20 protein-coding genes are annotated in these 17,239 nt (G+C 28.4%); 3 read left to right on the forward strand and 17 right to left on the reverse strand.

What is annotated here, in order from left to right; all coding sequences use genetic code 11:
• Positions 1-2: 2 nt before the first annotated feature.
• The 11 genes from yajC to AC5SLL_RS03255 are packed head-to-tail and all read right to left on the reverse strand — an operon-like array spanning position 3 to position 8,327.
• Positions 3-287 carry a preprotein translocase subunit YajC gene (gene yajC / locus AC5SLL_RS03205; RefSeq protein ID WP_494573721.1) on the reverse strand — a complete coding sequence of 95 codons (285 nt, stop codon included), beginning with the start codon at positions 285-287 and terminating at the stop codon, positions 3-5.
• Between the two features lie 53 nt (positions 288-340).
• On the reverse strand, positions 341-1,600 hold the full coding sequence (serS, locus tag AC5SLL_RS03210; protein ID WP_494587028.1) for a serine--tRNA ligase: 1,260 nt from the start codon (positions 1,598-1,600) through the stop codon (positions 341-343).
• The gene (gene tatC / locus AC5SLL_RS03215) at positions 1,593-2,357 is read right to left on the reverse strand and encodes a twin-arginine translocase subunit TatC (protein WP_494580676.1); all 765 of its coding nucleotides are present in this window, start codon (positions 2,355-2,357) and stop codon (positions 1,593-1,595) included. Before tatC ends, serS begins: the two co-directional genes overlap by 8 nt.
• Complete coding sequence (tatB, locus tag AC5SLL_RS03220) at positions 2,344-2,577, reverse strand: Sec-independent protein translocase protein TatB (RefSeq protein ID WP_494580674.1); 234 nt, start codon at positions 2,575-2,577, stop codon at positions 2,344-2,346. The genes tatC and tatB overlap by 14 nt, the downstream gene beginning before the upstream one ends.
• A gap of 5 nt (positions 2,578-2,582) precedes the next feature.
• On the reverse strand, positions 2,583-2,783 hold the full coding sequence (gene tatA / locus AC5SLL_RS03225) for a twin-arginine translocase TatA/TatE family subunit (RefSeq protein ID WP_494573725.1): 201 nt from the start codon (positions 2,781-2,783) through the stop codon (positions 2,583-2,585).
• Between the two features lie 42 nt (positions 2,784-2,825).
• The gene (gene scpB / locus AC5SLL_RS03230; RefSeq protein ID WP_494587030.1) at positions 2,826-3,527 is read right to left on the reverse strand and encodes an SMC-Scp complex subunit ScpB; all 702 of its coding nucleotides are present in this window, start codon (positions 3,525-3,527) and stop codon (positions 2,826-2,828) included.
• Positions 3,524-4,264 carry a segregation and condensation protein A gene (locus tag AC5SLL_RS03235; RefSeq protein ID WP_494573727.1) on the reverse strand — a complete coding sequence of 247 codons (741 nt, stop codon included), beginning with the start codon at positions 4,262-4,264 and terminating at the stop codon, positions 3,524-3,526. Before AC5SLL_RS03235 ends, scpB begins: the two co-directional genes overlap by 4 nt.
• An 8-nt stretch (positions 4,265-4,272) precedes the next feature.
• Positions 4,273-5,220, reverse strand: coding sequence for a glycoside hydrolase family 3 N-terminal domain-containing protein (locus AC5SLL_RS03240; RefSeq protein ID WP_494573728.1), 948 nt, complete (start codon positions 5,218-5,220; stop codon positions 4,273-4,275).
• Positions 5,213-5,476, reverse strand: a complete 264-nt coding sequence (locus tag AC5SLL_RS03245) for a hypothetical protein (protein ID WP_494587031.1) — start codon at positions 5,474-5,476, stop codon at positions 5,213-5,215. The genes AC5SLL_RS03240 and AC5SLL_RS03245 overlap by 8 nt, the downstream gene beginning before the upstream one ends.
• The gene (argS, locus tag AC5SLL_RS03250) at positions 5,476-7,209 is read right to left on the reverse strand and encodes an arginine--tRNA ligase (protein ID WP_494587032.1); all 1,734 of its coding nucleotides are present in this window, start codon (positions 7,207-7,209) and stop codon (positions 5,476-5,478) included. Before argS ends, AC5SLL_RS03245 begins: the two co-directional genes overlap by 1 nt.
• A complete protein-coding gene (locus AC5SLL_RS03255; RefSeq protein ID WP_494587033.1) occupies positions 7,209-8,327 on the reverse strand; it encodes a deoxyguanosinetriphosphate triphosphohydrolase in 1,119 nt (372 codons plus the stop codon). The genes argS and AC5SLL_RS03255 overlap by 1 nt, the downstream gene beginning before the upstream one ends.
• A 50-nt stretch (positions 8,328-8,377) precedes the next feature.
• Here AC5SLL_RS03255 and AC5SLL_RS03260 point away from each other — a divergent pair, with 50 nt between their 5' ends.
• Both AC5SLL_RS03260 and xth read left to right on the forward strand, forming a co-directional pair.
• Positions 8,378-8,695, forward strand: coding sequence for a HesB/IscA family protein (locus tag AC5SLL_RS03260; protein ID WP_494587034.1), 318 nt, complete (start codon positions 8,378-8,380; stop codon positions 8,693-8,695).
• Positions 8,695-9,471 (forward strand): exodeoxyribonuclease III, encoded by a 777-nt coding sequence (xth, locus tag AC5SLL_RS03265; protein WP_494587035.1) that lies wholly within the window; start codon positions 8,695-8,697, stop codon positions 9,469-9,471. The genes AC5SLL_RS03260 and xth overlap by 1 nt, the downstream gene beginning before the upstream one ends.
• Here xth and AC5SLL_RS03270 read toward each other — a convergent pair.
• From AC5SLL_RS03270 to AC5SLL_RS03280, 3 genes are read right to left on the reverse strand one after another with little or no spacing between them, the layout of a single operon-like run.
• On the reverse strand, positions 9,463-10,461 hold the full coding sequence (locus AC5SLL_RS03270) for an Ldh family oxidoreductase (protein ID WP_494587036.1): 999 nt from the start codon (positions 10,459-10,461) through the stop codon (positions 9,463-9,465). The genes xth and AC5SLL_RS03270 overlap by 9 nt on opposite strands.
• A 16-nt stretch (positions 10,462-10,477) precedes the next feature.
• A complete protein-coding gene (locus AC5SLL_RS03275) occupies positions 10,478-10,876 on the reverse strand; it encodes a hypothetical protein (RefSeq protein ID WP_494573735.1) in 399 nt (132 codons plus the stop codon).
• Positions 10,876-11,238 (reverse strand): Fur family transcriptional regulator, encoded by a 363-nt coding sequence (locus tag AC5SLL_RS03280; protein ID WP_494573736.1) that lies wholly within the window; start codon positions 11,236-11,238, stop codon positions 10,876-10,878. Before AC5SLL_RS03280 ends, AC5SLL_RS03275 begins: the two co-directional genes overlap by 1 nt.
• Positions 11,239-11,350: 112 nt before the next feature.
• Between AC5SLL_RS03280 and AC5SLL_RS03285 the strand changes: the two genes are divergently transcribed.
• A complete protein-coding gene (locus tag AC5SLL_RS03285; RefSeq protein WP_494587037.1) occupies positions 11,351-11,572 on the forward strand; it encodes a DUF6552 family protein in 222 nt (73 codons plus the stop codon).
• A 60-nt stretch (positions 11,573-11,632) separates the two neighbouring features.
• Here the strand turns inward: AC5SLL_RS03285 and AC5SLL_RS03290 are convergent, their stop codons facing one another.
• From AC5SLL_RS03290 to AC5SLL_RS03300, 3 genes are read right to left on the reverse strand one after another with little or no spacing between them, the layout of a single operon-like run.
• Entirely contained in the window at positions 11,633-12,838 is a 1,206-nt protein-coding gene (locus AC5SLL_RS03290) for a sugar phosphate nucleotidyltransferase (protein WP_494587038.1), read from the reverse strand.
• Positions 12,838-14,556 (reverse strand): dihydroxy-acid dehydratase, encoded by a 1,719-nt coding sequence (ilvD, locus tag AC5SLL_RS03295; protein WP_494587039.1) that lies wholly within the window; start codon positions 14,554-14,556, stop codon positions 12,838-12,840. Before ilvD ends, AC5SLL_RS03290 begins: the two co-directional genes overlap by 1 nt.
• Entirely contained in the window at positions 14,556-17,183 is a 2,628-nt protein-coding gene (locus tag AC5SLL_RS03300) for a valine--tRNA ligase (RefSeq protein WP_494587040.1), read from the reverse strand. The genes ilvD and AC5SLL_RS03300 overlap by 1 nt, the downstream gene beginning before the upstream one ends.
• Positions 17,184-17,239 lie beyond the last annotated feature (56 nt).

The raw sequence follows: 17,239 nt of genomic DNA on the forward strand, positions 1-17,239 counted from the left end.
TATTATTTTTTAACTTCAGGTGTATTTAGTAAACCTTGAATACCTGTAGATTTAATAATCTCAACTTTAACATTTTCAGAAATTAAAACCTCAACTTTTTCGTTATCAATAACTCTTTCAATGGTTCCAATAATTCCAGCAGAGGTAACAACTTTGTCTCCTCTTGTTAAGTTCTCAACCATGGCTTTATGCTCTTTAACTTTCTTTTGTTGAGGTCTTATTAAAAAAAAGTAAAAAATAACAAAAATTAAAATTAGTGGTATAAATTGACCTATTCCTTGATCCATATTTCTCCTAGATTAAAATGAATACTTATAACAAATGAGTGATTAAAACAACTTTAAATCTTATTGATTTTATCAATATTATTCATGTATGGTTTTAAAGCCTCTGGAATAAGAATTGAACCATCCTCTTGTTGATAATTTTCAAGTATTGCTACTATTGTTCTGCCGACAGCCAAACCACTTCCATTAAGAGTTCCAACAAATACTGTCTCTTTTTTACTATTTTTATATCTAGCTTTCATTCTTCTGGCTTGAAAAGAACCACAAGAAGAACAACTTGAAATTTCTCTATATTTATTTTCAGATGGTAACCAAACTTCAATATCAAAAGTTTTTTCTGCACTAAAACCCATATCACCTGAGCATAATATAATCTTTCTGTAAGGTAGTTTTAACAAGTCTAGAATTTTTGTTGCACAGTTAGTCATTCTATCTAATTCAGCTAAACATTGGTTTGGCTCTACAATACTAACCATTTCAACTTTGTAGAACTGATGTTGCCTAATCATTCCCTTAGTGTCTTTTCCATAGCTGCCAGCTTCTTTTCTAAAGCATGGTGTTGATGCAACCATTCTTATTGGAAGAATTTCTTTATTAATAATCTGATCTTTAACCATATTGGTTAATATCACTTCAGCAGTTGGTATTAAAAACTTTCTATCATTTGAATCATCAAGTTTGAGTTCAAACTGATCATTATCAAATTTTGGTAATTGACCTGTTCCAAACATTGTAGAGTCGGTTGCAATTAATGGAGGTGATATTTCTTTGTAACCATTTAAATTAATATGAGTATCAAGCATAAAATTAGAAATCGCTCTTTCTAGTAAAGCAAGTTTATCTTTAACAAAGACAAATCTAGATCCTGTGGTTTTTGTCGCAAGATCAAAATCAAGCATATTTAGATTTTCACCTAGCTCATAATGAGACTTAGGCTTGAAAGTAAAATTTGGTATTTTTCCTGATTTTAAAATTTCAATATTAGAGTTTTCATCTTTACCTATCGGAACATCATTATACGGTAAATTCGGTAATGATGCTAAAATATTGTCTAATTCATTTTTTATTTTACTTTGAGATGATGAAATTTCTTCAATTTTTTTTGAAATTTCTTTTGATTTTTCAAATAAAGATTTATCTTTTGATTTAGATATTTCTTTTTTTTCTTTTTCTAAATTTTCTTTTTCTTGTATAAATTTTCTATTATTTTCATCTAATAATAAAATTTTTTCAAAATCGACATCAATAAATCTTTTTTTAAGACCATCTTTAAATGATGAAATATCACTTCTAATATCTTTAATATTATGCATCTAATTTATTTTTTTTTTCAATAATATTTACTGAAAATATAGATAATTCATATAAAATCAATAAAGGTATGGCTAAACCAATTTGTGTTATTGGGTCTGGTGGAGTCAATAATGCAGCAGCAGCAAAAATTATTACAACAACATACTTTCTTCTTTCTCTTAGAAATTGAGCATCAACAATTCCTACTCTAGCAAGTAAACTTAAGACAACTGGTAACTGAAAACTAATCCCAAATGCAAAAATTAACTTCATTACTAAGGATAAATATTCATTTACTTTAGCCTCTAGCTGAATAGGCAAACCAGTTGCGGCTCCGGAGCTTTCAAATGATAAAAAGAATTTAATTGCAAGAGGCATTATCAGATAATAAACAAGCATTCCTCCTAAAAAAAATAATATAGGTGTTAAAACTAAGTATGGAATTATTGCAATTTTTTCATGCTTATACAATCCAGGAGCGATAAATTTCCAGATTTGCATTAATATATATGGACAGGTTACAAAGAAAGCAGCAAAAAAAGAAACCTTTAAATAAGTTAAAAAAGTTTCTTGTAGTGCAGTAAAAATTAATCTTCTATCTGTACCAGTTTCTTTTACTGCTTTAGCAAAAGGTTCTACCAAAAAACCATATAAACTCTCAGAAAAAAAATAACATCCTATAAAAAATATGAATAAAAAAATAAATGAATGGATTAATCTCTTTCTTAATTCAGCTAAGTGACTTATGAAGCCTCCGTCATTATCAGATTTTGTCATTATCTTTATCTTTATTTTTATTCTCTTCTTTTGATTTTTTTATTTCGTTAGATTCAATATCTAAATCTGCAACTTCACTTTGAATATTGTTAATATATCTCTTTGTTGTACCAATCCATGAACCTACTTTTTTTAACATAAATGGAAAATCTTTAGGGCCAATCACAATAATAGCTACTGCTACTATTAATAAAATCTCAAACCAGCCTATAGTGGGCATTTGACTTACTCTTTGTCTTTACTGTCTTGATTATCTTCAGAAATATTTTTTGGCTCTGGTTCATCGGTAATGTCTGAAGCCATTCCTTTTTTAAAACTTTTAATACCCTTGGCTACATCACCCATTAGACTAGAAATCTTACCTCTACCAAATAGTAGGACAACTAAAATTACAACGATTGCTATTTGCCAAATTCCAATGCTCATAAGGTTTTATACATCTTTTAAATAGTATTTTAAAGAAACTTTTTATTTGTCTTCATTGGAATTCAATGTGCTGCTTAACATCTCATCTATATTTTCATAGATATCTTCCTTTTTTTCTTCCTGTTTCTCCTTGTAAAACTTACCAGTACCAAAAATTGCATTATCAATATTTGAACTATCAATTAAACCAGCAGATCCCAATTCATCAACTGTAGGTAGGTCAGACAATTTTTGAAGACTGAAATGACTTAAAAAGTCATCAGTAGTTGCATATTGAATTGGTTTACCAGGAACATCTTTTCTTCCTTGGGGTTTGACCCAGTTTAACTCCATAAGTATTTCCAATGTATTCGTACCAAATGCTACACCTCTAATTTCCTCAATTTCAGCTCTAGTTACTGGCTGGTGATAAACAATAATTGCCAATGTTTCTATTGCAGCTCTTGAAAGTTTTTTTTCAACTGTTTTTTCCTGTGACATTAAATTTGATAAAGTTTCAGAAGTTCTAAATGACCATTTGTTAGAAATACAAACTAAATTTATGCCTCTTGACGAATAATCTGTTTGAAGTTTTTTTAAGGTTTTTAAAACATTAATTTTTTTTGAAATTTTTGACTCAATTGTTTCAATATCCAAAGGTTCTGCTGCTGCAAAAACTATAGCTTCAACTTCTTTTTCTCCAACATTTATTTTTTTTGGAAATTCAAAAATATTATTTTTTAAATCCTTTTTAACCTTGTTCATTTAATTTCCTTAACATAAATTTCATCAAATAAATTATCTTGTTTGATTGTAAGATTGCCTTCTTTAACAAGTTCAAGGGATCCAGCAAAAATTCCTGCTTTTCCAGTACGTTTATATTTAAGACCACTCTTAAACGTACTGGGTATTAAGTCATTTATATTTTTCCAATCTATGAGTTTGCCAAAAAATTCTTTAATTCTTTTAATGCCATCTTCTGTGGTGAAAACGGGTAGTTTGGGGATATTCATTCTTTGAAAATCTTTTGTCATAATAATAGATGAATAAGACTTAAGTAATTCGTATAAGTTTAATTTATATTCCGTGCTATAAATCGATCTTATATTACCTTTGATTCCTCTAAGTCTAATTTCTCTACCTAATCTTTTTCTTTTTAACATTTGATCAGAAAGTAAACGAATTAATTCCAATTTTTTTAATTGTAATTTTAATTTTTCAGCAACTTCTAAAACTTTAAATTCTTCTTCAGGATTACCGGGTAATAATAATTTAGATTTTAAATATGTAAGCCAAGTTGCCATTAATAAATATTCTGAGGCAACTTCTAAATTCAAATTAGATTGACTTTTTATATAATTATGAAATTGGTCGGCTAATAAAGTTATTGAAATATCTTCGAGATTAACCTTTTGAGCTTTTGCTAGATCTAATAATATATCAAGAGGTCCTTGATAATTATCAAGATCAACATTGAAGTTTTTAGAATCATTAATCGACATTCTAAATATTAGCTTATAATTTTGTAAAATTGTGATGTTTTTTTAATTATAAATTTGTTTAAAAATGGAGAATTAATAGCCACAGCTTTCATTTCCTTAAGATTTCCATTGCAGTGCAAAACCAAATCACATCCAGCACTGAATGCTTTTATCGTATTATCTTTTATACTAAATTTTAAACTTTTCATCGAAATATCATCTGACAACAAAATATTTTGAAATTTAATTTTTTTACGAATTATATCTATTACTTTTTTTGAATGAGTGGCTGTATAAACTTTATCAATATGAGAATAGACAATATGTGCCGTCATCCCAAAAAGACATCTCTTGTTCTTAAATGGTATAAAATCCTTTTTTGACAAATATTTAAGATTTTGTTTGATTGTAGGTGTTAATTTATGGCTATCTACTTTTGCTAAACCATGCCCTGGAATATGCTTCATAATGGTTCCTATTTTATTTTTATGAAAATTTTCTATGCAAATATCACCAATTCTTGAAACTACTTTGGGATCATGGGAAAAAGATCTATCACCTATGATGGAGCTTGAACCTTTTAATCTTAAATCAAGAACAGGGACAGTATTGAGATTTACACCTATTAACTTAAGATGATTAGCTGTTTCTGTAATAAATTCATTATATTTAACATTAAAAATTTTTCTATCTTTAGAATATAAATTTCCAAAAAATTCACTAGTTGATAAATCATTATTTAGAAAATTTGTAAGCCTGTTAACCCTACCTCCTTCTTGATCTAATAAAATAGGGTATTTTGTATCATTGAATATCTTTTTAATGTGATTGGTTAATTTTTTTGTTTGTTTAATTGTCTTAATATTGCGCTTAAAAAGAATTATTCCCCAGGGTTTATATTTTTTTAAAAAGAATATTTCTTTTTTATTCAATATTGTTGATTTAATTCCTATTATAAAACTTCTTCTATTAATCATTACTGTTTATCAATTTCCAAAAACTATGATTTTTTTTTTTATTATCTAAATTTTTTTCAACATATTTTACAACATTATCGGTGTCGTTATTTAACAAAATTAGTTTTTCTGAATAAGAAATAATCATTTCATTAATTTCTTGTACTGATCTGTAGGATTTCTTTTTATTATTATCTGAAAAATAATAATCAACAGCCAAAAAAATAGTTAATATTATAAATAATATAAAAAAAAGATATTTTAACTCTTTAAACATTACATTTTTTCAGGAGTGCTAACTCCTACAATAGACATACCACTTTTAATTACATTAGATATTATTTTTAAAAAAACTAATTTATCATTAGGAATTTTTTTATCATCATTTATGAATCTTTTGCTCTTATCTTCTTTGCCCATATTCCAGTATGAATGAAATTCAGATGAAAGTTCATAAAGGTAAATAGGTATTCTATGAGGCTCAAGCCTTGAACTTGCAGTTTCTATGCATTTTGGCCATTCAGCAATTTTTTTTAATATATTTATTTCATCTTTAGAATAATTAAAGTTATATTCTTTCATTTTTAAATCCTTATTAATATCTAATCCCACATGTCTAAAGACAGATGAAATTCTGGCAAAACAGTATTGAACATAATAAAGAGGATTTTCTTTAGATTTTTCTTTGACTTTACTAAAATCAAAATCAAGCTCAACATCACTACTTCTATTTAACATAATAAATCTTGTAGCATCCTTTCCAACTTCAGAAATTAAGTCTTCAACAGTTATATAGTCTCCTTTTCTTTTAGACATTTTAAAAGGTTTCCCTTCTTTAATAAGTTTTACAAGTTGGCTAACTTTACAAACTAACTTATTCTTAGATCCTGATAACGCTTCAACAACTGAGGTAATTCTTTTAATATAGCCGGCATGATCTGCGCCCAAAATATTAATTAAAACATCATAATTTCTCTCTAATTTGTTATGATGATAAGCAACATCACTTGCAAAATATGTCCATGTTTTGTCTGATTTTTGTAAAGCTCTATCTTTATCATCACCAAAATCTGTAGATCTAAATAAAAGCTGCTCTCTTTCTATCCATCCTCTATCATTATCTCCTTTAGGAGCTTTTATTTTTCCCTGATAGATCAATTTTTTTTGTCTAAGATTTTCAATTACTTTTTCAACTTCCTTATTTTGGACAATAGTAGTTTCACTAGTAAACTTATCGTGAATTATTCCAAGATTTGCTAAATTTCCCTTAATCAATTTTAAAGACTCAGAAACAGAAAGAAGTGTTAATTCTTTAGCTATATGCTCAAAATTGTCAAATTTATAATCATTTTTGATCTTTATAATATTATTAGCTATATCTATTAAATAGTCACCTGGATAAAGATCTGTATTATCTTTTGGAAAGTTTTCATTATAAATTATTTCTCTAATTCGATAATAAACAGACTTAGTAAAATTTATAATTTGATTACCATAATCATTTACATAATATTCTTTTGAAACATCATGTTTATTAAATATCAATAGATTAGATATAACATCACCCAAAATTGCACCCCTACAATGACCCACATGCAACGGACCTGTGGGGTTGGCGGATACAAATTCAATTAAATATTTTTTTTTCTTTTCTTTAATATTGGTTCCATAATTTATGTAATTGTCATTTACATTCTTTATAAAATTATTCCAATATTCTGATTTAAATTTAATGTTGATAAAACCTGGTTTTACTACATTTATTGAGTCAATTAACACATCTTGTTTCTTTATTTCATTAATTAAAAAATTAGCTAAATCAATTGGGGATTTTTTATTAATTTTTGATAAGAGCATTGCTACATTTGTTGAAATATCACAATCAAAGTTAGCAGGTGGAACATCTACATTAATTCCATTTAAAGATTCTGGCAAAACAATTAATTTATCTTTATTTAGTTTTTTAATTAATATTAATATCTTGTCTAAGTATAAATCGAAAATGTTCATTAAATAATTTTATTTAAATTAATTGCATACCTGTCAGTCATACCAGAAATAAAATCAGCTATTGCTCTATTAGAGTCTGCCTTTAATTGGTCCTTAGATATATACTTCGATGGGTTTTTTTTTATTTTAAAAAATAATTTACTGATAATTTTCTTACCTTGATTATTTTTTAATAATACATTTTTATTATTATACATTTTGGTTCTTAAAAAAAGTCTAATTTCTTTTTCAATTGATAAAAACTTATTTGAAAAGCAAACAATACTATTATCAAAATTATAAACATCTTTTATAGTCTTAATTTTATTAATCTTTAAATTGTACTTTGTATTAGCAATCAAATCTCTAACCATTAAATCAATCGAGTCTCTTATAATTTGATATATCAAAATATCTTTGTTATTTTTTTTTTTTAATTTTTTTTTATGTGATTTATAAATATCTCTAAAAAAATTAATTTCAATTAAGTCATTTAAATCAAATAATTTAGCTTTTATTCCATCTTGAATATCATGATTGTTATAAGCGATATCATCAGAAATTGTTGAAATTTGTGCTTCAAGTGATCCTGAATTCTCATATTTTATTTTTTTATTAAAATTTTTTAATCCAATTAATCTGTTAACAGTAGATAAGTCATTAACAGGACCATTATGCTTTAACAATCCATCTAGCGTTTCTATTGTTAAATTTAGTCCTTTAAATTTTAGATACTTGTGTTCTAAAAACATAACAATTCTTAAAGTTTGAAGGTTATGATCAAATCCTCCGTAATTTATCATGCAATCATTAAGAGCATCTTCACCTGCATGACCAAATGGAGTGTGACCCAGATCATGAGCAAGGCTTAAAGTTTCTGAAAGATCATCATTCAAACCTAAATATTTAGCAATAGATCTAGCTATTTGTGCAACTTCTATTGAATGAGTAATTCTAGTTCTGTAATGATCACCCTCTGTATTAACGAAAACTTGTGTTTTATGTTTTAGTCTTCTAAAGGAGGCACTATGTATAATTCTATCTCTATCTCTTTGAAAAGACGTTCTATAAACTGAACTGTTTTCTTTATGTAAACGACCTATACTTTTAGAAAGAGCCAAATGAGAGTAATTATTCATGCTTTAAATTCAATAAATTGATATTATAATAGTAATACCAGTGTTGTGTTATGTTTAAAGAAATTAAATTTACAGATAAAGCTATAAAACAGATTAATAATTTGCTCTCCAAAAAATCTCCTGGTTCTTTTTTTAGAATCGCTATTAAAGGTGGTGGATGTTCTGGTTTTCAATATGAATTTACTTTTGATAATGAGATATCTAAGGATGATCTAAATTATGAAAAAATTCTAATAGATAAAATTTCAGCTGATTTATTAAAAGGATCTGAAGTAGACTATGTTTCAGAACTTATTGGTGATCAATTTAAAATTTCTAATCCACAAAGCAAATCTTCTTGCGGTTGTGGTGTTTCATTCTCTATATAATGGTTATCACATCTTGGAATGTTAATTCTGTTAGAGCAAGAATTGAAAATATTAAAGAATACCTTCAAAAATTTTCTCCCGATGTTGTTATGATGCAAGAAATTAAAACACAAGATGAGACTTTTCCCTATGATGATTTTTCAACATTAGATTATGAAAGTTATGTGTTTGGTCAAAAAAGTTATAATGGTGTTGCTATTATATCTAAGCATAAACTAGAAAATGTTAGAATAGATTTGATTAAAGATAAATTGAAACAATCTAGAATTATTTCAGCAGAATTAAAATATAAGAAAAAAAATATACAAATAATTAATATTTATACGCCAAATGGTAACCCAGTTGATACAGAAAAATATTCTTATAAAAAAATGTGGTTAGATAGTTTGATTAAACAACTAAAGTCTCTTTCAAAAAAAAATGAAAATATTATTTTAGCAGGTGATTTTAATATTCTTCCTTCAGCAGAAGATGCTTATAATATTAAAGGGTTTGAAGATGACGCTTTATACCGACTTGAGATAAGAAAAAAATTTAGAGAAATAATTAATTTAGGTTTTCATGATGCTTACCGTCATATTCATGGTGGAACAGAGGGATATACTTATTGGGATTATATGAGAGGTGCTTGGCAAAAAAATAATGGCTTAAGAATTGATCACTTCTTAGTATCAAATTCTTTATTAAATATAGTTAAGAATGTTAATATTAACAAAGACCCCAGAGGAAAAGAAAAACCTTCAGATCACACCCCTATTGAAATTGAATTAGCTTAAAGATTTAATTTTATTAACAAGTTCTTCATTAATATTTCTTGGTCCTTTATCTAATCTATTTTTATGCCTTCTTTCACCTGGAAGTCTAACCCCATCCATAGCTGACATTTTACTAAAAAACTCATCTGCATGTTTATCCCAACCTTTACCAGAAATTTTATCTGGTGAAATTGCTATAATAAATTCACCACCACTTGGCGGACCACCATCGTTATTATCTTTAGCAGCAGTTTCAAAACTAAAATTTTCTCCAATTAATGCTCCGGCTAATAACTCAACCATCATTGCTATACTAGACCCTTTATAACCACCAAATGGAAGTATAACTCCACCATCAGCAATTTCACCAGGATCAGTTGTTTCTTTACCTTCTTTAGTTAAGCCTGTTCCGAGAGGAACTTTGTGCCCTTCTCTTTTTGCAATCTGAACTTCACCCATTGCCATTGAGGCTGTGGCCATATCATAGACAACTGGAGTTTTACCTGGTCTAGGCCAAGCAAAAGAAATTGGGTTTGTACCATATAAAGGTTTCGTAGCACCAGCTGGTGCAACTGCAGGCTTATAAGACGTACAAGCTATACCAACGAGGCCAGCTTCAGCAATAGCTTCAGTTTCAGGCCAAAGAGCTGCCATGTGATGTGAATTTTTTATAGCTAGAACTGCTACGCCATTTTTTTTTGCTAATTCAATAACAGCGGGTAGTCCTAAACTTAAAACCATAGGAGCAACTGCATTATTACCTAATACTTTAATAATACTTGGAGCAACATTTTCTAATTCAGGTCTTGCTTTACCATTAATCTTTTTACTTTTTAAGCCCGCAACATAAGCAGGTAATCTAAACAAACCATGAGACACAGAGCCGTCTCTTTCAGCTCTCATAATAGTGTCAGCTAAAATACTAGCATTCTCTTCATCACAACCATTAGCTAATAATGTTTTTTTTGCTAAATCAAAAATTTCATCTAATGTAAGGGAAACTGTACTCATTCCCCTATTAGATATTTTATTTATGCTTGGTTTTCAAATCTTTTTTTAGATCTTCATGATCACCTACAACAGTGTGATACTGACTTTTTGTTACATATTTTTCTAAAAAAGGTACGGATAAAAGAGGTAAAAAACCTCCAAGCACAATACCAATAGCTGCACTTTTTAAATCAGGATCAAGTAAGGCTGCTATAAAGTCTGCTATAATATGAGCTAAAACTATTCCAATTATTCCAGCAATTGCACCATTAGAAATTAATTTTAAAAAACGGTTTATACTCCAACCTGAATAAAAACCAATTAATGGAATTAAAGTATGCACAAAACCAAATATAAATCCTCTTAATATTTCGTATTCTTCTATAAGTTCTTCTAAAAAATGAAGAAATTCTGGTAATTCGTGCGCGTGCTCCATTAGTTACATCTCCTACATATTGTTGAAACTTCAAGCTGAAAATTACTGAAGTCATAATTTTTAATTGGGTTTTTTTTAAATATTGTTTCAAATAATTCTGATTTAAGCTCTTCTGTGTCTCCACAATCTCTACAAATAGCTATAGATGGATTATGTTTAACATGCTCATGACTGCACAATACATACGTTTTATTCTGATTGGATTTATGTATCTTGTCTTCTTCAATTAGTTTTTTTAAAGATCTGTAAACAGCCATTGGTTGTATCTTTTTAAATTTTTGAAATTTATCTAGTATTTCATAGGCAGTTAAATGCTTCTTCGATTTCTTAATTATATCAAAAACTATATCATTATTATTCATTATGTGATGTTATAACATAACATTTTTTTTTGTCAATACACTGTTAATAAAGATTTATGTATCCGTTATAATTGTAATAAGATTCTCATAAAACTTACATATAGAGGAGATTATGTTTATTAAAAAATACCTTAAATGGATCAGTACTGCTTTAGTATTAACTGGAATATTATTAACTAATTTAAATATCTATCCTATCAATATTTATTTTCATGGTTTAGGTGTGGTTGGGTGGACTGTTGCAGGATTTTTATCAAAAGATAAAGCAATACTAACTAATTTTGGTTTACAAATACCACTATTCTTAATTGGAATTTATAAAATTATTTTATAAAGAAAAATATCTTATGCGTTTATACAGGTAACACAGCTAGAAGCATAATAGCTGAAAGTATTATTTAATACGGCCGTATATATCTTGATATCTAACAATATCTGTTTCTTTAAGAATTGATCCTATTTGTGCTTCCATAATTTTGACTGGTTTCTTTCCAGGGTTTTGAATTCTATGAATAGCCTGTAATGGAATAAATACATGTTCATTAGGCTTTTTTATAAACTTATTTTTATTTAAAGTTATTTTTGGATTTCCTTGTGTAACTAACCAATGTTCGGATCTATGATGATGTTTTTGAAGGCTTAAAATACCTTTAGGTTTAACGAATAATTCTTTAATTAAGAATTCTTTTCCTTCAAACAAATTAGTATACCTACCCCAGGGTCGGTAATAAATATTTTTTTTCTTAGCATATTTATTTTTGTTTTTGTCATACATTTTTAAAATCTCTTTCCAACTTCCAAGATCAGACCAAGGTATATCTAATTTAATACCATTAATTTTTTTTGTTTTTTCTAAGATTGCATAATCAAAAGATTTAGCAGTTGCTTTAATAAATGACGCTTTATTTAAATAATAAGTATTATTTTTAAGTTTTGCTTTTTTAATAGAGTTAACACAATTTTTATAAATAATTGGCTGGTGTTTTTTAAAGTTATTTATTATTGAATCTTTTCTAAGGAAAAACATTCCTGAATTCCAATAACCTTTTTGTTTTATAACCTGTTTAGCTTTAGCTTCTTTTGGTTTTTCAATAAATTTAATTACTTTATTAACATTTCCTTTAATTTTTTTAGTTACAAAATATCCATATTCACTTGATGGAGATGTTGGTTTTATTCCAAATATAAAAATATTTTGATCAGTTAAATTTGATTTATTTCTATTAATTGCTTTATTAAAAATACTCATCTTTTCAATCAAATGATCGGCTGTAAAAAACATTAACGGTTGATCATCAGGAATATCTTTAATTAGAGCTGTGCTTAAAATAGCTGGAGCTGTATTTCTTTTTGCTGGTTCTAATACAATTTTAAATTTCTTAATCTTATTTTTTTGAAGATGTTGTTTAACTTGTTTTAAATATTTTTTATTAGTACTTATAATTGGTGAGTCATAAATGGACGCTTTAGTTCTTTCTAAAGTTTTGCTTAATAAAGTCCAATTACCAAAATCAATAAATTGTTTTGCTTGATGACTTTTTGAGTTGGGCCAAAGTCGAGTTCCAGCACCACCACATAAAATGACTGGACGAATTTTCATTAAATTTCTGAATAATCCTTAACTTCTTTTTTCTTACCAGGATGAGTTGGAGCACCTAAATAAGCAGGTCCTACTGTTTGCGCATATTTCCACAGTGTGCCAGAACCAAAATCTGATTTTCTTGGTTTCCATTTTCTTTTTCTTGCAGCTAATTCCTTTTTAGATAGTCTGACATTAATTGACCCTTTTTTAGCATCAATATCAATTATGTCTCCATTACGTAGTAGTGCTAATGGTCCTCCTAGAGCCGCCTCAGGGCCTACATGACCAACACAAAACCCTCTCGTAGCTCCTGAGAACCTTCCATCAGTTATAAGGGCAACTTTCTCACCCATGCCTTGACCGTAAATTGCACCAGTAGTTGATAGCATCTCTCTCATACCTGGGCCTCCAACAGGACCCTCATAACGAATGATGATAACATCCCCTTCTTTGTACTTTCTGTTTTGAACAGCTGACATTGCATCTTCTTCATTATCAAAACATCTAGCTTTACCAGTAAATTGTAATTTTTTAAGTCCTGCAATTTTAACAATACCGCCATCTGGTGCTAAATTTCCTTTTAAACCAACTACACCGCCATCTGGAGATAATGGATTATCATATTTTCTTAAAACTTTTTGCTTAGGATTAAATTTAATATTTTTTAAATTTTCCTTCATAGTTTTTCCAGTAACCGTCAAACAATCACCATGAATAAAACCTCCATCATGCAGTGTCTTTAACAACATAGGAACACCACCTGCTAACCACATATCTTTTGCAACATATCTTCCTCCTGGTTTTAAATCAGCAAGGTAAGGAGTTTTCTTAAATATTTTAGCAACATCCATTAAATCAAATTTAATTCCAGCTTCATTAGCAATTGCTGGTAAATGTAATGCAGCATTAGTGGATCCACCAGTTGCAGCAACTATGGTTGCAGCATTTTCTAAAGCTTTTTTTGTTACAATATCTCTAGGTTTAATTTTTTTCTTTAAAAGATTCATGACAGTTTTACCACTAGCTTTGGCATACTTATCTCTTTCCTCATATGGAGCAGGAGTTCCTGCAGAATATGGTAAAGCAAGTCCTATAGCTTCAGATACACATGCCATAGTATTTGCAGTAAATTGCCCTCCACACGCTCCAGCACTTGGACATGCAACTAATTCTAATTTTCTAAGTTCTGCTGATGACATTTGACCAGATGAATGTTTTCCAACAGCCTCAAATACATCAACAACTGTTACATCTTTTCCTTTGTATCTTCCTGGAAGAATTGAGCCTCCATATATAAACACACTTGGTACATTTAATCTAACCATTGACATCATCAATGCTGGTAAAGATTTATCACATCCAGCGATACCAACTAATGCATCATAACAATGGCCTCTTACAGTAAGTTCAGCAGAATCTGCTATTACCTCTCTTGAAATTAAAGAAGATTTCATTCCTTCATGACCCATTGCAATTCCATCTGTAACAGTAATTGTACAAAATTCTCTAGGTGTACCACCATTAGCTCTAACACCTTTTTTAACAGATTGAGCTTGTCTCATTAGGGCAATATTACAAGGCGCCGCTTCATTCCATGTAGAGACAACTCCTACAAATGGTTTTGCTACATCTTTTTCAGTTTCACCCATTGCATAATAAAATGATCTATGAGGGGCCCTATCTGCACCTAAAGATGTATGTCTACTTGGAAGTTTCTTTTTGTTAAATTTTGCCATTATATACCCTTAATTGTTACTGATATTTTATCAATATCATTCTTTAAATCATTATAATTAGTTTTTTCCTGTTCAACAATCTCTTTTGGCGCTCTATCTACAAAACTTTTATTTTCTAATCTTTGAGATATCTTGTTCATTTCGTCTTGAATTCTATTTTGTTTGCTAGTTAAATTTTCTTTTATAAGTTTTAAATCAACATCTTTATCAAAATAAATTTTAAATAAATCGCCTGAAACGACCATAGTTGCTGCTGGTTTATCCAAATCATCACTAAGAATATTATTTATTCTTCCTAATTTTTTAAGGATAATTTCATTATTATTAATAAAATCTTTTTGATCGTCATTAATATTATTAATGGATATGTCTATAAATGAACCAGGGCTTACATTTAGCTCATTTTTAAAAGATCTAATTTCAGATATGATGCTTATGATATTCTCAACTTGTTCAGTACTAGTGTCTTTATTAATCTTTCCAGTTGGCCAATTAGCATACATTAAAAAATCTTTACTAGAATTATCAAACTTATTTTTAAGCCAAATTTCTTCAGTAACAAAAGGAATAAAGGGATGCAATAAAATCAAAATTTGCTTGAATACATAGCTTGAAACTTTTTTAACTTCTGATTTTGCCTCTTCATTATTAGAAAATAGTATTGTTTTTGATAATTCTAAATACCAGTCACAATAAGAGTGCCAAGCAAATTGATAAGCATTTTTTGCTGCCTCATCAAATCTGTAGTCTTTTAAATTTTTCTCAATTTTTGACTTTGCTTCAATTAGCTCTGCATAAATCCATTTGTTAATATTAACTGATAAATTTGGAATTTTATCGATATTGGTAAAATCACATTTATTTGTTATTAAGAAATTATTAGCATTCCAAAGTTTATTAAGGAAATTTCTATATCCTTTAACCCTATCTTCAGAAAGTTTTACATCTGTGCCTGGGGATGCCATTGAAAGAAGAGTAAATCTTAATGCATCAGCACTATATTTTTCAATTAAATCTAAAGGATCAATTACATTTCCTTTTGATTTTGACATTTTTTGTCCCTTCTCATCTCTTACTAATGCATGAACATAAATATCTTTAAAAGGTTCTTTATTTAAAAATTCTGTACCAAACATAATCATTCTTGCAACCCAAAAAAAGATAATATCAAAACCTGTAACTAGAACAGATGTTGGATAAAATTTTTCGACATAATTTTTATCCTCAGGCCAGCCTAAAGTTGCGAATGGCCATAGGCCAGATGAAAACCAAGTATCCAACACATCTGCATCTCTTATTAACTCAACATTTTTACCATAATGATTATAAGCTAAATTTTTTGCTTCTTCTTCATTGTAAGCTACAAAGATTTTTTTATCTGGACTGTACCAAGCTGGTATTTGGTGACCCCACCAAAGTTGTCTTGAAATACACCATGGCTCAATATTGTTCATCCATTGAAAATAAGTCTTTGACCAATTTTCAGGAAAGAAATTTGTCTTTTTTGAACTAACAACTTCTTTAGCTTTAACAGATAATTTTTCTGCATCTACAAACCATTGTTCGGTTAAGAATGGTTCTATTATTGAATTCGATCTATCCCCATATGGAACTTTATTCTTAATATTTTCTTCTTTTACAAAAAATTCTTTTTCTTTAAGTTCTTTTAAAATTCTCTTTCTTGCCTCAAATCTATCTAATCCAATATATTCTTTGGGAGCATTTTCATTGATTTTACCAGCTTCTGTAAAAATATTAATAATCTCAAGATTGTTTCTTTGTCCAACATCATAGTCATTAAAATCATGAGCTGGGGTAATCTTTAATGCTCCTGTTCCCTGTTCAGGATCTGCATAATCATCTTCTATAATCTTAATCTTTCTGCCAACAATTGGTATCGTTACTACTTTGCCAATAAAATCTTTAAATCTTTCATCTTTTGGATTTACAGCAATCGCAGTATCTCCCAACATTGTCTCAGGTCTAGTAGTTGCTATTGTTATAAACTCATCAGTTCCGTCTATTGGGTATCTAATGTAATAAATTTTAGAATTTACCTCTCTTTGATCAACTTCAAGATCAGAAATCGCTGTTTTTAAAACAGTGTCCCAGTTCACTAATTTCTTATCTTTGTAAATTAAATCTTTATTATAAAGATCTACAAAAACCTTAATTACCGATTTAGATAGATTTTCATCCATTGTGAAGGCATTACGTGACCAATCACAAGAACATCCAAGTTTTTTTAATTGATTAATAATAATGTCACCATATTGTTCTTTCCATTCCCAAACTTTTTCAATAAATTTTTCTCTACCAATTTCATTTTTATCAATCTTTTCAGCTGTTAGTTTTCTCTCAACTAAAGCTTGAGTGGCAATACCAGCATGATCTGTTCCTGGCTGCCATAAAGTTTCATAATTATTCATACGGTGATATCTAACTAAAAGATCTTGAATAGAATTATTCAAAGCATGACCCATGTGAAGGCTGCCTGTTACATTTGGTGGAGGTATAACAACAGAGAATTGTTTTTTATGTTTTACTGGTTTAAATAAATTATTTTTTTCCCAATAAGTATAAATTTTGTCTTCAACGTCAGTATGTATGTATTTATCGTTACTCATAGATGATTATAAGTTTATAATTTAATAATATGAATTAACAATAATCATTTTTGAAG

The sequence above is a fragment of the Candidatus Pelagibacter sp. PS_43 genome (assembly GCF_059417795.1).

Excerpts from the sequence above, each read along its gene's own strand:
- xth (WP_494587035.1), top strand. The coding sequence starts at position 8,695 with ATGGTTATCACATCTTGGAATGTTAATTCTGTTAGAGCAAGAATTGAA.
- serS (WP_494587028.1), bottom strand. The coding sequence starts at position 1,600 with ATGCATAATATTAAAGATATTAGAAGTGATATTTCATCATTTAAAGAT.
- scpB (WP_494587030.1), bottom strand. The coding sequence starts at position 3,527 with ATGAACAAGGTTAAAAAGGATTTAAAAAATAATATTTTTGAATTTCCA.
- yajC (WP_494573721.1), bottom strand. The coding sequence starts at position 287 with ATGGATCAAGGAATAGGTCAATTTATACCACTAATTTTAATTTTTGTT.
- AC5SLL_RS03270 (WP_494587036.1), bottom strand. The coding sequence starts at position 10,461 with ATGAGTACAGTTTCCCTTACATTAGATGAAATTTTTGATTTAGCAAAA.
- tatC (WP_494580676.1), bottom strand. The coding sequence starts at position 2,357 with ATGACAAAATCTGATAATGACGGAGGCTTCATAAGTCACTTAGCTGAA.
- AC5SLL_RS03290 (WP_494587038.1), bottom strand. The coding sequence starts at position 12,838 with ATGAAAATTCGTCCAGTCATTTTATGTGGTGGTGCTGGAACTCGACTT.
- AC5SLL_RS03300 (WP_494587040.1), bottom strand. The coding sequence starts at position 17,183 with ATGAGTAACGATAAATACATACATACTGACGTTGAAGACAAAATTTAT.
- ilvD (WP_494587039.1), bottom strand. The coding sequence starts at position 14,556 with ATGGCAAAATTTAACAAAAAGAAACTTCCAAGTAGACATACATCTTTA.
- AC5SLL_RS03235 (WP_494573727.1), bottom strand. The coding sequence starts at position 4,264 with ATGTCGATTAATGATTCTAAAAACTTCAATGTTGATCTTGATAATTAT.
- AC5SLL_RS03255 (WP_494587033.1), bottom strand. The coding sequence starts at position 8,327 with ATGAATAATTACTCTCATTTGGCTCTTTCTAAAAGTATAGGTCGTTTA.
- AC5SLL_RS03245 (WP_494587031.1), bottom strand. The coding sequence starts at position 5,476 with ATGTTTAAAGAGTTAAAATATCTTTTTTTTATATTATTTATAATATTA.
- tatB (WP_494580674.1), bottom strand. The coding sequence starts at position 2,577 with ATGCCCACTATAGGCTGGTTTGAGATTTTATTAATAGTAGCAGTAGCT.
- argS (WP_494587032.1), bottom strand. The coding sequence starts at position 7,209 with ATGAACATTTTCGATTTATACTTAGACAAGATATTAATATTAATTAAA.
- AC5SLL_RS03260 (WP_494587034.1), top strand. The coding sequence starts at position 8,378 with ATGTTTAAAGAAATTAAATTTACAGATAAAGCTATAAAACAGATTAAT.
- AC5SLL_RS03285 (WP_494587037.1), top strand. The coding sequence starts at position 11,351 with ATGTTTATTAAAAAATACCTTAAATGGATCAGTACTGCTTTAGTATTA.
- AC5SLL_RS03240 (WP_494573728.1), bottom strand. The coding sequence starts at position 5,220 with ATGATTAATAGAAGAAGTTTTATAATAGGAATTAAATCAACAATATTG.
- AC5SLL_RS03275 (WP_494573735.1), bottom strand. The coding sequence starts at position 10,876 with ATGGAGCACGCGCACGAATTACCAGAATTTCTTCATTTTTTAGAAGAA.
- AC5SLL_RS03280 (WP_494573736.1), bottom strand. The coding sequence starts at position 11,238 with ATGAATAATAATGATATAGTTTTTGATATAATTAAGAAATCGAAGAAG.
- tatA (WP_494573725.1), bottom strand. The coding sequence starts at position 2,783 with ATGAGCATTGGAATTTGGCAAATAGCAATCGTTGTAATTTTAGTTGTC.